Here is a 14591-nt window from a genome sequence, read left to right as displayed (position 1 = left end):
ATCAATTTTGTTCGGGTATCACGCGGGATACTTAACATAACCGTCGATTTTTTCTCAGGATTTACGGTAACTACGATCATGGAATCGGTTCTGCCGCTATCTCCATCTCGTTCATCAACCCCGACTAATAGAATGGAAATTGGATCCTTTTTCTCCACTTCCACTTTCGTCTCACGTTTTTTGGAAACTTCTCTGGAAATTGGTTTATTCATTTTATCAACGGCTTTGGCAACATCTGAATACACATTATAGAAATAAACGCCCCCGCCAACTAATAGAATGAAAACTATGAATAATGTAAATCGTAGCCATTTTTTGGGTCTTCGTCTCTTTCTTTTTACACTTTCTCTAGTAGAATTCATGTATAGTAATCCCCTCTTTACAGGTTTAGTCTTAAAATTTGACAATCATAACCTAAATTATAATATCCAGCAACCATTAGTGCAATTAAAAATAGAAAAAAATCGACAGTTAGAAGTGTAAATTTTGACACGATGGTGCTATAATTGACTTTTGTTATCCCTATTCATTTGTTTTTTTGCATCAACATTTTTGAATGTAGGCTAATCCCCTTGCAGAAAATAACAAGGAACCTTTAACCAGAATGTGATGAAAGAGTGTGGAAAAATGGCTAATGCAAAAGTTGCAATTAGTATTGTGACATATAACAGCAAACATATTTTTAATGTACTGGACCAATTAAAGAAGGAATTTGGAAAAGACGACAAATTTCGCTTTGTTCTATTTGATAACAATTCAAATGAAGATTATAAAAACCGTTTAAAAGAATATCAGGATTTTGCCGAGATTACCTTTCACAATGAAAATAGAGGTTTTGGGTTCGGGCACAATTATAATTTACTGACCGCCCCGGAAAAATACTTCTTGGTGTTTAACCCTGATATTATTTTAGTAAAAGAAGACCTGCTGCAAATGATCGAAATTCTTGATCGGGATGAATCGATTGGGTTAGTCGTTCCCCGGGTGCTAAATTCAGATGGGACACCGCAGCATTTAATGCGTGATCGCGTTTCAGTATTCGATTATTTTTTACGCTTTGTACCGTTCCAATTTGTAAAAAACATGTTTGACAAACGGCTTTCAACTTATGAACTTAGAGATATCCCGACTGATCGCGAAGTGGATATACGGATTGGCTCTGGATGTTTTATGTTATTGCGCAGCAGTGATTTCAAGGCAGTTGGCGGATTTGATGAACGTTATTTCATGTACTTTGAGGACTATGATCTTTGTATAAAATTAAAACAACAAAATAAACGAATTGTGTTTACCCCGTTTTCTCAAGTGGTGCACTTTTATGAACGTGGTGCTCACAAAAGTGGAAAATTATTTAGGATATTTATGCAATCCATGTACAAATATTTCAATAAATGGGGTTGGCGTTGGTTTTAAAGAAGAGAAGTGCTAAAAGATTGTCTCATAAAAGTGTCCATCAATATTGATACTAAATAAAAGCCCTATTCTATCATTGGAAAAGATGGGTGGAAGGTTGTAGGAGAGGTATTCTTTCATGAATAAGTTTGAAAAAGTATTATTAACCGTATTCTTTGTAGAATTGTTTGTTGGCGGCGGTGGAAGGCTGATTGATTTTGGCATCGTCTCGATCCGGCAAGTTTTATTTCTATTATTGTTGCTGACTTATGTCTATCGCATCATTAAAGATAAGGCAATTTTTGATAAAAATAGTAATACCTTTATTCGTTTTAATGCTGTAACCATTGGTATTTATGTATTATTGGTTTGGTTTGTAGCAAGTAGTCTGATTGGCTATCTTCATGGACATCCATTAGGGGCCATCGTGACTGATTTTCTAAGGGTATCCTACTTCGTTGTTTATTTCCCGCTCGCCTACTATATTGCTAAAGACCGTTTCTCGATTCAGCGAATTATGGTGCTATTGAAATATAGTGCTGTAGCGGTGGCGATTTTTACGATATCTGTTTCGATTTTGGGAAAAACCGTGTTTGCCAGTAATTTCGGAACCTTTTATGATGCGATAAACTCGGTCATGAAGGATGATTTATTTTTCAGACCAAGCAATAGTGTTTTTTACAAAAGCCATTTCTTTGTGCTCATCGGGTTGGTCCTCGCTTTTAATGATTTGTTAAATAAAAATAAAAGCAAGCTGAATATTACCCTTGTGATTTTAGGTTCCATTTCCGTGCTTTGGTCTGAAACCCGCGGATTCTTGCTTGCATTTATGTTAATTGTGCTTGCCATCATTGTTCTTGATGCGAAAGTTCTGGTTGACCCCATTAAGGGTCTGGCCAAAAAGATTGAACAGTTGATACATTCAAAAGAATTTGTAAGGAAGTTTGCCATTTCATTAGTAGTCATGATTGCCGTACCTTTCTTGTACAAATATATGACACTGGAACGCTTTGAGGTAACAAATGTTCAGCAGTCGGCTGAAGAAAATGCTAAAAATAAGGGTGAAGTGAATGATACGAGTGTAAATGCCCGGATGGAATTCATCACTGCCTCCAAGGACATCCTTGTTAAGCCGACGAATCTGGTATTTGGTACTGGATATGGAACAGAAATTGCCGGGAGAATCACAGGGATTGAAATGAGCTTTTTAGATATCTTGGTCGAGCAGGGAGTGATTGGCCTTGCCATATGGGGATATTTATTTTTAATGATTTACTATAATTATTATATCGCTTATAAAAAAGGCCAAAGATTAACGACTCTGGATCTCTCCCTATTAGCGACGTTTTTAGGCATTTTATTATTAACAAATATTAATCCGTTTATTAACAATCCAATCGGAATTAGTTTCTTCTTGGTGGTACTGATTGCTTCACAAACCAGGAAGGAACTGCGCGTAAATGAGGAATATAAATGAACATCACAATGGTAGTGGTTTTATATAATGTAAACCCTGAAAATTGTAAAACGTTTCATTCATTAAAGCAAACCTTGTTTTCCAGTCATGAACCGTTAAAGGATATTAATATTATTCTATATGATAATAGTCCTGACAAACATGATTTTACTCCCATAGGATATGAGGGGAACCACATTTCTTACGTGCATGATCCTCGGAATTTGGGAATTGCCACAGCCTACAATTATGCGTTAGCACAGGCTGTTGCGAATGGCAGCAAATGGCTGCTGCTTTTAGACCATGATACCGAATTAACAGCGGACTATTTTGAAAAAGTATTGAACTTACCGGATCTTCCTGAAAATGTGGCAGCTGTTGTTCCGAAAATTATCAGTGAAAACACCATGATTTCACCGGTTTATACAACGTCATTACGACCATTGCAAGGAGACCGTCCTAAGGAAGGGCTTCAGGAGCAGGAAGTTATGGCCATCAATTCCGGTGCACTCTTGAAGGTGGATTTTTTGCAGTCCATTAAGGGTTTTAATTCATCTTTTCCATTGGATTACCTGGATCATTGGCTATTTCATCAAGTATATGCCCAGCAAAGGAAGGTTTGGATTTTGCCTGTAACGCTAGAGCATGAATTATCGGTTTTGGATTATAGCAGGGTATCACTCAAACGGTATCAAAGTATTTTAAATTCAGAAATTAACTTTTACCAAAATTATAAACAAGATTTATTCCCAGCCTATAAAAAACAGTTGGCGAAGCGCTTTCTCAAGCAACTGTTATTAGTGAAAAATAAACAAATTGCCTTGTACACTTTACGGAAGTTTTTTTCAATTTAAAAGGAGTTAAGTCATGATGTTATCTGTTTGTATGGCAACATATAATGGAGAGCCATTCATTGTTCGACAGCTGGATTCGGTGCTGAAACAATTGAGCCCAAATGATGAAGTCATCATTGTCGATGATGGTTCTAAGGACAGAACGATTCCGCTTATTAAAGAAACATATGGCGACAGGGTTCAGGTTTATGTAAATGAGAGAAATGTCGGAGCGATTAAAAGCTTTGAAAAAGCGATATCTTTGGCTAAGGGAGATATCCTTTTTCTATGCGATCAGGATGATGTTTGGGAGGATCGAAAGGTGTCTGAAATTGTCCGGGCCTTTGAGGACCCCGGAACGACATTGGTGGTCCACGATGCGAGCGTGGTGGATGGCCATCTCAAGGTCATTGATCCATCTTGGAACCACTACAATGCCAATAACATAAATCAAGGAATTGTTGGGAATATAATAAAAAATGCTTTTACCGGTGCCATGATGGCTATTAGAAAGGAACTGGTGTCTGACATCTTACCTTTTCCTCCATCCATTGAAATGCATGATCAGTGGATTGCCCTTGTTTGTATGATGAAGAAGCAAAAAATCACGTATATTGATCAACCGTTGATGAAATATGTCCGTCACGGAGGAAATGTGACAGGAATGAAGAAACGGTCTTTATCCTCCCAGCTAAAAGGGAGAGTTAAAACACTTTCCGCTATCACGAGATACAAATTTCAGTGATTTTACGTTTTTGTTACATTTTTTATTATGTTTGTCTTTTTTTGGGCTCCTTCATTATAATGGGGAAGGGCCAATATGACGATATTTGTAGAAGATTAGAAGAAGGAGTTGTCATTTATGAAAGGTATTATTCTCGCAGGAGGTAGTGGTACAAGACTTTACCCACTGACCAAGGTCGTATCTAAACAGCTTTTACCGGTTTATGATAAACCGATGATCTATTATCCGCTTTCCGTATTAATGTTAGCTGGAATCAAAGATATTTTAATCATTTCTACTCCGGAAGATACCCATCGTTTTGAACAAATTTTGGGAGACGGATCCGATTTAGGGATGAATTTTACATATAAAATCCAGCCGCATCCAGGCGGATTAGCCCAAGCATTCATTTTGGGCGATGAATTTATTGGTGACGATCATGTAGCATTAGTGCTCGGAGACAATATCTTCTACGGACATGGATTAACCAATTTATTACGTAATGCGGCTGCTCGAGAAACAGGGGCAACCGTGTTCGGATATTACGTGAATGATCCTGAACGATTTGGCGTGGTTGAATTCGATCAAGAGGGAATGGCTGTTTCTATTGAAGAAAAACCAGAGATGCCCAAATCCAATTACGCTGTCACAGGCCTTTATTTTTATGATAATCGCGTTGTTGACATTGCGAAAAATATTAAGCCATCCGCACGTGGTGAACTTGAAATTACAGATATTAACAAAGCATACCTTGAAATGGGCGAGTTAAGTGTGGAACTCCTGGGCCGTGGCTATGCATGGCTTGACACGGGTACACATGCATCCCTGTTAGAGGCATCCCAGTTTATTGAAACGGTTGAAAAAAGACAATCCTTAAAAATTGCCTGCCTTGAAGAGATTGCTTACAAAATGGGTTATATTACAAAAGAAAAGCTGTTGGAATTGGCTGAGCCATTAAAGAAAAATCAATATGGTCAATACTTGCTCAAAATTGCCAGTCAAGGAACGAAATAATAAGCGAGGTTAACAACAAATGAATATAATGGAAACAAAATTACCAGGTGTAAAAATCCTTGAACCAAAAGTGTTTGGCGACCACCGTGGTTATTTTATGGAAAGCTATAATAAAGAACTGTTCGAAAAGCTTGGTTTACATTATGACTTTGTTCAGGACAACCAGTCATTGTCTGCGCCAACCGGCACCTTAAGGGGTCTACATTTTCAGTTGAATCCGAAGGCACAAACCAAAGTTGTCCGTTGTATCACTGGAGCGATTTATGATGTCGCAGTAGATATCCGTAAAGGCTCTCCAACATATGGACAATGGGTTGGCGTTATCCTTAGTTCGGAAAATAAACGCCAGTTATTAGTGCCAAAAGGTTTTGCGCATGGCTTCTGCACATTGGTGCCTGACACCACAGTAGCCTATAAAGTGGACGAGTATTATTCTCCAGAACATGACGGGGGAATCCTGTGGAACGATCCGGATTTAGGCATTGATTGGCCAACTTCCAATCCAATCCTGTCTGAAAAAGATACAAAACATCCTAGATTAAAGGATGCAACCCATCTTAATTTTGTTTTTGAAAAATAGGAGGCTTACAAAATGAAACTATTAGTGACAGGCGGTGCCGGCTTTATCGGCAGCAATTTTGTCCGCTATATGGTAAATAAATACCCTGAATACCAAATTGTTAACTTAGATTTATTAACCTATGCAGGAAATCTGGAGAACTTAAAGGACATTGAACATAAACCAAACTATAAATTCGTGCGCGGAGATATCGCAGACCGCGAGTTTGTTCAAGGGCTTTTCCAAGAAGAAAAATTTGATTATGTCTTGAACTTTGCGGCTGAATCCCATGTGGACCGCAGTATTACCGACCCTGGCATCTTCGTACAAACCAATATTCAAGGTACATTGGCTTTGCTAGATGCGGCTAAAAGCTTTGGCGTGAAAAAATACTTGCAGGTTTCAACAGACGAAGTGTACGGTACACTTGGTGAAACTGGCTACTTTAGTGAAGAAACTCCACTTGCCGCAAATAGCCCTTACAGTGCAAGTAAAGCAGGGGCAGACTTGCTTGTTCGTGCTTATCACGAAACCTTTGGATTACCAACGAATATTACTCGTTGTTCCAACAACTATGGACCATATCACTTCCCTGAGAAGTTGATCCCATTAATGATTATTAATGCGTTGAATGACAAAGAGCTTCCAGTATACGGTGATGGATTAAATATCCGCGACTGGCTTCATGTAGAGGACCATTGCCAAGCGATTGACCTTGTACTGCATAAAGGCCGTGTTGGTGAAGTATACAATGTTGGCGGTAATAACGAACGCACCAATATTGATATCGTTAAAACGATTCTAAAAGCCTTAGGCAAACCAGAATCTTTAATCAAATATGTAACTGATCGTCCAGGCCATGACCGCCGCTATGCAATCGATGCAACTAAGCTTCGTACAGAGCTTGGCTGGTCACCTAAATATACATTTGATACTGGTATTGAACAAACAATCAACTGGTATTTAAACAATAAAGAATGGTGGGAAAACATCATTTCTGGCGACTATCAGGACTACTTTAAATCTCAATATGGCGAAAGATTGGGAGCAGAGTAATGAAGGTTATTGTTACAGGTGCTGCTGGTCAATTAGGTCAGGATGTTGTTAAGGAATTGGAGAAAAAGGGTCATCAGGCGGTTGGAATTGATCGTTCAGAATTAGATATTACGGTTGAGGCAGATGTTTTGGCCTATATGAACGAAGTGAAGCCTGATGCGATTCTTCATTGTGCTGCTTATACCAATGTGGATGCAGCGGAAGAAAATGAAGAAGTGGCGTATCAAATCAATGCGCTGGGAACAGAATATTTGGCAAAAGCTGCGAAACAAACAGGGGCCAAACTGCTTTATATCAGCACTGACTATGTGTTTAACGGGAATGCTACTGAACCTTATGAAACGGATCATCCAACAGATCCGATTGGGGCATACGGTAGAACGAAATTGGCTGGTGAACAGCTGCTGCAAAAGCACTTAGAGCAATTTTTCATTGTCCGTACAGCATGGGTCTTTGGTGCATATGGGCAGAACTTTGTCAAAACCATGCTGCGTCTTGGAAAAGAACGGGGTGAAGTTGGTGTCGTCCATGATCAGGTCGGTTCCCCAACCTATACCGTTGATTTGGCCAGGTTCATGGTAGAATTAGTGGAAACAGATCGATATGGTGTTTATCATGCTACAAACAATGGAGTTTGTTCATGGTACGAATTTGCTGTGGAAATTTTCAAGCAAGCTGGAGTAGAGGTGAAGGTAAATCCGTTAACAACGGAGCAGTTCCCACGCCCTGCCGCAAGACCAAAATATTCAGTTCTAAGCAAGAAGATGCTGGAGGAGCAGGGTTTCACACCGCTTCAGGATTGGAAGGCTGCTTTGGATGCTTATCTCATTGAAACGAATGAAAAAAAATAAAATCTCCTTTAAGGTTGGTTCTAAAAGAGAATGGGAATGAATAACCTGAAAAGGGTCTACCACAGTCTATGACTGTGGTTTTTTTTCACCGCTTTTTCACTCTTTTATGGGAAGATAAAAATATTGAGGACTTGGTGAAATTTTTGCAGGTTCTTGAAACTTTCCGCGTTTTTTGACGTCTATACATATTGGTATGCCCTAAATGGTACGAGGTCGCTAAATAAGATGGAAACCTTCTTTCATGTAAGTTATTAGTCTATTTTTTTAAGAAATAGTGGTCTTGAAAAGAGGTGTTTATTTCTTTAACTGGGTGTGCTATAATCCTTTAGGATAATGTTTAAATAAATGTTTTATCTAATTTTTGGAAATTGTGTCGAATTTGGATATATAATCACGGAGGCGCTGTATGTTATTTTATTTGACTCTAGTAATCTGTTTTTTTGCGGCAATACTCCTTACCCCGTTAGTAAAAATGTTTGCTTTTAAAATTGGAGCAACTGATAAACCAAATAAACGAAAAGTTCATTCAAAAATTATGCCAAGATTAGGTGGTTTGGCCATCTATTTAAGCTTTTTGATTGGTGTACTGATCTTTAAGCCAGCTGGCGAATTTCATCTTCCGATTATGCTGGGCGCTTTTATCATCATCTTGACAGGGATGTTGGATGATGTGAAGGAGATCTCACCAAAGGTCAAATTGGCAGGTCAGGTTGCGGCGGCAGCAATTGTTGTCATTTATGGCGGCTTGAACATTGAATTTATTAAATTGCCATTTGGTGGAACCATCGATTTTGGTTACTTCAGCGTTCCATTGACTATGATCTGGATTATTGGTATTACGAATGCTATCAATTTAATTGATGGTTTGGATGGCCTTGCAGGGGGCGTTTCCTCCATTGCTTTGTTAACAATTGGTGGAATGTCCATTGTTATGGGGAACAGTTATGTTACGATTATGGCATTCATTGTCACTGCTGCGACTATCGGTTTCTTATTTTACAACTTCCATCCTGCTAAGATTTTTATGGGAGACACGGGTGCGTTGTTCTTAGGATATATCATTTCCGTGCTGTCATTGCTGGGATATAAAAATGTAACGTTTATCTCCTTGGTAATCCCAGTCATCATTCTGGGCGTACCAATCTCAGATACATTCTTTGCGATTATCCGTCGTCTAGTGAACAAGCAGCCTCTATCTGCACCGGATAAATCACATCTACACCATTGCTTATTAAAAGCAGGATTTTCACATCGCCAAACTGTTCTATTGATTTATGCCATGGCTGCTATTTTCGGTCTGGTTGCGTTTATCTTCTCACAAGCAACTGTCTGGGGATCCGTTATGGTCATCTTAGTCCTACTGATTATCATTGAATTATTCGTTGAAAAGATCGGGCTCGTTCGTGAAGATTATAAGCCTCTGTTGAAATTTATAAAAGGCTTTAAACCGATTAATCTACGTAACCGATAAAGTCTAGAACCCTTTGGGTTTTAGGCTTTTTTTTGTTCTAGTACCCTTCCGATTTTTTACCATCCATTTTCGTGTTTTCGATTTCCTCCAAATGGACAAACTAAAATGAAGGAGGATTTTTTATGCTGTTTCTCACCTTGGTAGTATGTTTTGTCATTTCAGTATTTATAACTCCTATCGTAAAAAAATTCGCCCTTATGATCGGAGCAACCGATCGACCAAATCAACGCAAAGTCCACCAAACCATCATGCCCCGTCTGGGAGGATTGGCGATTTTTCTTAGTTTTATAATCGGAATAATCTTCTTAAAACCTGAAAATCCAGCCGCTTTTGCGATTCTACTTGGAAGTTTCATTATTGTAATAACCGGGGTTTTAGACGATATGTTCGAGCTGCCGGCAAAGTATAAACTCCTAGGGCAATTGATCGCAGCTTGTGTTGTGGTATTTATTGGAGGACTTAATGTCGTGTTCATCAACCTTCCATTTGGCGGGCAGTTTCAATTTGGGCTATTAAGTGTTCCCATTACGATCCTCTGGATTGTCGGAATTACCAATGCCATTAATCTCATTGACGGGCTTGACGGTTTGGCTGCAGGAGTGTCGTCAATTGCCTTAATTACCATCTCGGGAATTGCTTTTCTCCAAGGAAACCTCTATGTGGTGGCTGTAGGCTTAATTGTATTAGTGAGTATTCTAGGTTTCCTATTTTACAATTTCCATCCGGCAAGCATTTTTATGGGGGATACGGGGGCACTCTTTCTAGGCTACATCATTTCAGTGCTATCCTTACTTGGTTTTAAAAATATTACCTTCATTTCTTTTATTATCCCGGTCATCATTCTCGGGGTACCGATTTCCGACACCTTTTTTGCCATTCTCCGGCGGATCATCAACAAAAAGCCTTTGTCAGCTCCGGATAAATCTCACTTGCATCATTGTATGCTTCGGATGGGCTATACTCACAGGCAAACCGTTTTGCTGATTTATGCCATGGCCGCATTTTTTGGCTTGGTTGCGGTTATTTTTTCCCAAGCCCGCTTTGGTGGTGCACTGTTCCTGATGGCCGTAGTGGTTCTAATTATTGAAATTATCGCTGAAAAAATCGGTCTAGTGGGTCGGAACTATCGGCCATTACTCCGTATTTTCAACATCCTGAAAACGGGAACCGCCAAAAATCGAACATAAAAGAGGGCCCCAAATTTAAATGGTGCCCTTTTTTAAAAAATTTTCCCAATTGTTTTCCTTCGCAAGTCCTACTATAATTTACCTTTAAGGGGACCTTACAAAATCCTCTTCCAGATAAACTGTTTCTCCTTTTTCAAGGCTACATTGTCCGTTCGTACATTCAATCATCCAATCTGTAAAGTCTTTTGTTTTGTTTTCATCTACATAGACTTCCACTTCAACGATATCCAAATAGTGAATTTCTTTCAGTTTATACTCTGTTGAGGCACGCAATTCTTTCTCAATTTTTCCAAGCCAGGTGTAATCCATTTTGACACGCATGACCTGAACGAGCCGTCGTTCCACGATGCCGACTGCTTCTAGTCCCTCTGAAGTGGCTTTCCCATAAGCCCTGATTAACCCGCCGGCCCCCAGCTTTATTCCGCCAAAATAACGGGTTACAACAACAGTGGTATCCTTTAGATGACGTTTTTTTAATACCTCCAGAATGGGTACACCAGCAGTACCACTTGGTTCACCGTCATCATTCGCTTTTTGAATCTGGTCATGTTCACCGATTAAGTAGGCTGAGCAATTATGGGTCGCATCCCAATGTTGTTTTTTAATCATCTGGATAAAATCTTGGGCCTCGGTTTCTGTTTCGGTTCGTTTTATGTGAGCAATAAATCGGGATCTTTGGATGTTGATCTCATGTTCCCCGGCTTGTTTTACTGTTAAGTATCGTGCTAGCATAGAGTTCTCCTTTCAATTTCTTTAGAGCTTAATAAAAATTTAAGAAATTTGCTGTAATATACCTTTAATATGCCTGTAACCTTCGAATGATATAATAAGTCTAGTTTAATAGGGAAAATACTAGGTGCAAAGAAGTAGAATCCTATTATTATTCTACTATTATCTCGTTAAATAAGGCATAGTCAATTAGTATGAGCGTAAATTTAGCGGAAACTTACAAAAGATGGTAAAGTATTTACAAAGCCTAAAGGGAAATCCATCCCCGGAGGAATGCAAATGAAAATGACTCAAATGAATCTAAAATCTATTGATGCCATTCGTGAGGAAATGATTGCAACGGTTACGTGCAGTAAAGGTGACATTTTCCAAATTAGTGAGCAATGCCGTGAAGAGTTTGAAAGCATTACGAATGAATTAACTAGTATAAAAGAAATGATGCTTAAGCTTACTGAAGAGAGCGATCAGCTTGAGTTGCAAGTAAACCAAGCTAGGAAAAAACTGTCGACCGTAAGCCAAAACTTTAAAAACTATTCTGAGGCAATGGTCCGAGAAGCATATGAAAAGGCTCATCAGCTGCAAATGGACCTGTCTATTAACTGGCAATACAAAAAGCAACTGTTGGAAAAAAGGGACGAATTGGAACGCAGACTGCTTGGCCTAAATGATACAATTGATCGAGCAGATCAGTTGATTTCTCAAATATCTGTCGTGATGAATTATTTGCAAAGCGATTTAAAACAACTTGGTGAGGCCTTTGAAAATGCGAAAGCTAAGCAAGATTTTGGCTTGAAAATTATTGAGGCACAAGAAGAAGAACGCAAACGCTTATCCAGAGAAATACACGATGGTCCCGCACAAATGCTAGCAAATGTCATTGTTCGGTCAGATTTAATTGAACGAGTTTTTCGCGAAAAAAGTGAAGACGAGGCATTTTCTGAAATCCAAAGCTTTAAAAAAATGGTACGTTCCGCATTATATGAGGTCCGCAGAATTATTTACGACCTGCGTCCAATGGCGCTTGATGACCTAGGACTCGTACCGACTCTCAGGAAATATTTACGCACAATCGAAGAATATCATAATCACTCATGCATTGAATTTACCAATAATGGTATGGAAACCCGCTTACCTCCGAAATACGAGGTAGCTCTGTTCCGTCTAATACAGGAATCGGTGCAAAATGCCCTTAAGCATGCGAATGCCTGCCAAATTAGGGTGCAGCTTGAAATGACAACTTCAACTGTTACAGTTTTAATAAAGGATAATGGCATCGGGTTTGACCCCAGCCAGAAGAAGCCGGATTCGTTTGGTTTAATCGGAATGAGAGAGCGAGTGGACCTGCTGGATGGAGAATTGAAAGTGGATTCAAAAATTGGCAAGGGAACCGAGATTTTGATTCGTGTCCCGTTAAATGTTTGAAATTTTCCCAAGTATGTAAAATGAAGAGGATTTAGGGGGCGTATAGGATGACAACAAAAATTGCCATTATTGACGATCACCAGCTTTTTAGAGAAGGTGTTAAAAGAATACTAGAGTTCGAACCAACATTTAAGGTTGTGGCCGAAGGGGATGATGGCAGTGAGGCCTTGACCATCGTGGAAGAAGATCGTCCCGATGTGGTCATCATGGACATTAACATGCCGCAAATGAACGGTATCGAAGCGACTCGAAAATTAATTGAGGGGTATCCTGATACAAAGGTCATTATCCTATCCATCCATGACGATGAAAATTATGTTACCCATGCCTTGCAAACCGGTGCAAGCGGATATTTATTGAAAGAGATGGATGCAGACGCACTGATTGAAGCCGTTCGTGTTGTGGCCGAAGGTGGTTCATACCTCCATCCAAAGGTTACCCATAACCTAGTAAATGAATATCGCAAACTTGCGGCAGGTGTTGCCCGTGGCGGATCTTACACGCCAATGATGGAAATTCGCCGTCCGTTGCATTTACTAACCCGCCGTGAATGCGAGGTCCTGCAAATGCTGGCCGATGGAAAAAGCAACCGCGGTATCGGTGAGGCTTTGTTTATCAGTGAAAAAACCGTCAAAAATCACGTTTCTAACATATTGCAAAAGATGAACGTAAACGACCGCACCCAAGCCGTTGTCGTTGCCATCAAAAATGGCTGGGTAGAAGTGAGATAAAAATGAAGGAAGGCACGCCATGATCAGCGTGTCTTTTTTCTGTCCTAAAAATAATGCAAATTTATTCTGTTTCATATAAAATAGACATTATGCATATTGTTAAATAACAACCTGACCAACCAAGGCAGGTTAGAATATATTGCGACATAAGAGTGTTTCTTATTTGCTAATAAAGGGACAAGGATGGTATTGCACATGAAAACGGCAGTTGTCACGGATAGTACTGCATACATACCAAAAGAATTACTAGAAAAATGGAATATACATATGATCCCGTTAAACGTCATTTTCGGGAACGAGGCATACCAAGAAGAAGTCGATCTTAACTGGAAACAGTTCTATGAGGAAGTCAAAACGAAAGAGCTCCCAACCACATCACAACCACCGATCGGCCAATTTGTAGAGCTCTTTGAAAAACTTGCAAAGGATTACGATGCCGTCGTCTGTGTGCATCTTTCCAGCGGCATAAGCGGAACGTATCAAGGTGCGATTACGGCTGGAACAATGGTGGAAGGAATGGAAGTGTTTGCGTTCGACTCGGAAGTTAGCTGTATGGTTCAAGGTTTCTACGCCCTCGAAGCTGCAGAATGGGCCGAGCGAGGCGAGCATCCCGACGCCATCATCGCCCGCCTGAAAGAATTAAAACAAACCGCCCGAGCCTATTTCATGGTGGATGACTTAAGCCACCTACAACGCGGCGGACGGCTTTCCAGCGCTGCAGCCCTGATCGGTAGCCTGCTGCAGGTCAAACCACTGCTGCACTTTGAAGACAAAGTTATCATCCCTTTTGAGAAAATCCGCACCCGCAAAAAGGCCCTAAAACGAGTGGCCGATTTGCTAGGCGAAGACGCCGCCAGCGGCGAAGATTACCGGGCCGTCATTATCCACGCCAACCGGGAGGACGAAGCTAACGAATGGCGAACCGAGCTCGAAGCCTTATACCCTAACGTTGAGTTCTCCATCGGCTACTTCGGCGCCGTCATCGGCACCCACCTCGGAGAAGGCTCCATGGGCATGGGCTGGATGAGGAAATAGATTGTATTACAGTACACCCCGATTCTTGGGGTGTTTTTTTTTGGGGGGATATGGCGTTGTTAGGGGAGTTGGCGGAAATATTGAGGAAACCCGCGGGAAAAGGGTAAAAACTCGCGGAAAAGTTGAGAAAA

General features: G+C 40.1%; 15 protein-coding genes. 13 read left to right on the top strand and 2 right to left on the bottom strand.

The window, feature by feature from the left end:
- A partial coding sequence (locus V7083_RS18725) for an LCP family glycopolymer transferase (RefSeq protein WP_335480752.1) occupies positions 1–362 on the bottom strand: 362 nt, incomplete at its 3' end.
- 265 nt (positions 363–627) lie between these two features.
- Between V7083_RS18725 and V7083_RS18720 the strand changes: the two genes are divergently transcribed.
- The 10 genes from V7083_RS18720 (at position 628) to V7083_RS18675 (ending at position 10543) form a co-directional block, all read left to right on the top strand.
- Complete coding sequence (locus V7083_RS18720; protein WP_335480750.1) at positions 628–1413, top strand: glycosyltransferase family 2 protein; 786 nt, start codon at positions 628–630, stop codon at positions 1411–1413.
- 118 nt (positions 1414–1531) lie between these two features.
- A complete protein-coding gene (locus V7083_RS18715) occupies positions 1532–2869 on the top strand; it encodes an O-antigen ligase family protein (protein WP_335480748.1) in 1338 nt (445 codons plus the stop codon).
- Positions 2866–3702, top strand: coding sequence for a glycosyltransferase (locus tag V7083_RS18710; RefSeq protein ID WP_335480746.1), 837 nt, complete (start codon positions 2866–2868; stop codon positions 3700–3702). Before V7083_RS18715 ends, V7083_RS18710 begins: the two co-directional genes overlap by 4 nt.
- 13 nt (positions 3703–3715) lie before the next feature.
- The gene (locus tag V7083_RS18705; RefSeq protein ID WP_335480744.1) at positions 3716–4426 is read left to right on the top strand and encodes a glycosyltransferase family 2 protein; all 711 of its coding nucleotides are present in this window, start codon (positions 3716–3718) and stop codon (positions 4424–4426) included.
- A 117-nt stretch (positions 4427–4543) separates the two neighbouring features.
- Complete coding sequence (rfbA, locus tag V7083_RS18700) at positions 4544–5419, top strand: glucose-1-phosphate thymidylyltransferase RfbA (RefSeq protein ID WP_335480742.1); 876 nt, start codon at positions 4544–4546, stop codon at positions 5417–5419.
- Positions 5420–5438: 19 nt separating this feature from the next.
- Positions 5439–5999: a dTDP-4-dehydrorhamnose 3,5-epimerase gene (gene rfbC / locus V7083_RS18695; RefSeq protein WP_335480740.1), complete on the top strand. Its 561-nt coding sequence runs from the start codon at positions 5439–5441 to the stop codon at positions 5997–5999.
- Positions 6000–6011: 12 nt separating this feature from the next.
- A complete protein-coding gene (rfbB, locus tag V7083_RS18690) occupies positions 6012–7034 on the top strand; it encodes a dTDP-glucose 4,6-dehydratase (RefSeq protein ID WP_335480738.1) in 1023 nt (340 codons plus the stop codon).
- On the top strand, positions 7034–7885 hold the full coding sequence (gene rfbD, locus V7083_RS18685) for a dTDP-4-dehydrorhamnose reductase (RefSeq protein ID WP_335480736.1): 852 nt from the start codon (positions 7034–7036) through the stop codon (positions 7883–7885). The genes rfbB and rfbD overlap by 1 nt, the downstream gene beginning before the upstream one ends.
- Before the next feature lie 406 nt (positions 7886–8291).
- Entirely contained in the window at positions 8292–9356 is a 1065-nt protein-coding gene (locus V7083_RS18680; protein ID WP_335480734.1) for a glycosyltransferase family 4 protein, read from the top strand.
- A gap of 122 nt (positions 9357–9478) precedes the next feature.
- Entirely contained in the window at positions 9479–10543 is a 1065-nt protein-coding gene (locus V7083_RS18675; RefSeq protein ID WP_335480732.1) for a glycosyltransferase family 4 protein, read from the top strand.
- 84 nt (positions 10544–10627) lie between these two features.
- Here V7083_RS18675 and V7083_RS18670 read toward each other — a convergent pair whose 3' ends face one another.
- Positions 10628–11275 (bottom strand): YigZ family protein, encoded by a 648-nt coding sequence (locus V7083_RS18670; RefSeq protein WP_335480730.1) that lies wholly within the window; start codon positions 11273–11275, stop codon positions 10628–10630.
- Between the two features lie 276 nt (positions 11276–11551).
- On the opposite strand from V7083_RS18670, the gene V7083_RS18665 reads away from it, so the two are divergent.
- From V7083_RS18665 to V7083_RS18655, 3 genes are all read left to right on the top strand, one after another.
- The gene (locus tag V7083_RS18665) at positions 11552–12694 is read left to right on the top strand and encodes a sensor histidine kinase (protein WP_335480728.1); all 1143 of its coding nucleotides are present in this window, start codon (positions 11552–11554) and stop codon (positions 12692–12694) included.
- Between the two features lie 47 nt (positions 12695–12741).
- Positions 12742–13425 (top strand): response regulator transcription factor, encoded by a 684-nt coding sequence (locus V7083_RS18660; protein WP_335480726.1) that lies wholly within the window; start codon positions 12742–12744, stop codon positions 13423–13425.
- A gap of 195 nt (positions 13426–13620) precedes the next feature.
- On the top strand, positions 13621–14460 hold the full coding sequence (locus V7083_RS18655) for a DegV family protein (protein WP_335480724.1): 840 nt from the start codon (positions 13621–13623) through the stop codon (positions 14458–14460).
- The last annotated feature ends 131 nt before the right edge of the window (positions 14461–14591 follow it).

Origin of the sequence: Bacillus sp. JJ1764, assembly GCF_036962145.1 — a bacterium.
GTDB lineage: Bacteria > Bacillota > Bacilli > Bacillales > Cytobacillaceae > Neobacillus.
The sequence above is the reverse complement of the archived record's forward strand: the minus strand, read 5'-3'. Positions and strand labels throughout refer to the sequence as shown.

What these genes read in the sequence shown, in the direction of transcription:
- V7083_RS18720 (WP_335480750.1), top strand. Translation starts at nt 628, where the DNA reads ATGGCTAATGCAAAAGTTGCAATTAGTATTGTGACATATAACAGCAAA.
- V7083_RS18715 (WP_335480748.1), top strand. Translation starts at nt 1,532, where the DNA reads ATGAATAAGTTTGAAAAAGTATTATTAACCGTATTCTTTGTAGAATTG.
- V7083_RS18710 (WP_335480746.1), top strand. Translation starts at nt 2,866, where the DNA reads ATGAACATCACAATGGTAGTGGTTTTATATAATGTAAACCCTGAAAAT.
- V7083_RS18705 (WP_335480744.1), top strand. Translation starts at nt 3,716, where the DNA reads ATGATGTTATCTGTTTGTATGGCAACATATAATGGAGAGCCATTCATT.
- rfbA (WP_335480742.1), top strand. Translation starts at nt 4,544, where the DNA reads ATGAAAGGTATTATTCTCGCAGGAGGTAGTGGTACAAGACTTTACCCA.
- rfbC (WP_335480740.1), top strand. Translation starts at nt 5,439, where the DNA reads ATGAATATAATGGAAACAAAATTACCAGGTGTAAAAATCCTTGAACCA.
- rfbB (WP_335480738.1), top strand. Translation starts at nt 6,012, where the DNA reads ATGAAACTATTAGTGACAGGCGGTGCCGGCTTTATCGGCAGCAATTTT.
- rfbD (WP_335480736.1), top strand. Translation starts at nt 7,034, where the DNA reads ATGAAGGTTATTGTTACAGGTGCTGCTGGTCAATTAGGTCAGGATGTT.
- V7083_RS18680 (WP_335480734.1), top strand. Translation starts at nt 8,292, where the DNA reads ATGTTATTTTATTTGACTCTAGTAATCTGTTTTTTTGCGGCAATACTC.
- V7083_RS18675 (WP_335480732.1), top strand. Translation starts at nt 9,479, where the DNA reads ATGCTGTTTCTCACCTTGGTAGTATGTTTTGTCATTTCAGTATTTATA.
- V7083_RS18670 (WP_335480730.1), bottom strand. Translation starts at nt 11,275, where the DNA reads ATGCTAGCACGATACTTAACAGTAAAACAAGCCGGGGAACATGAGATC.
- V7083_RS18665 (WP_335480728.1), top strand. Translation starts at nt 11,552, where the DNA reads ATGAAAATGACTCAAATGAATCTAAAATCTATTGATGCCATTCGTGAG.
- V7083_RS18660 (WP_335480726.1), top strand. Translation starts at nt 12,742, where the DNA reads ATGACAACAAAAATTGCCATTATTGACGATCACCAGCTTTTTAGAGAA.
- V7083_RS18655 (WP_335480724.1), top strand. Translation starts at nt 13,621, where the DNA reads ATGAAAACGGCAGTTGTCACGGATAGTACTGCATACATACCAAAAGAA.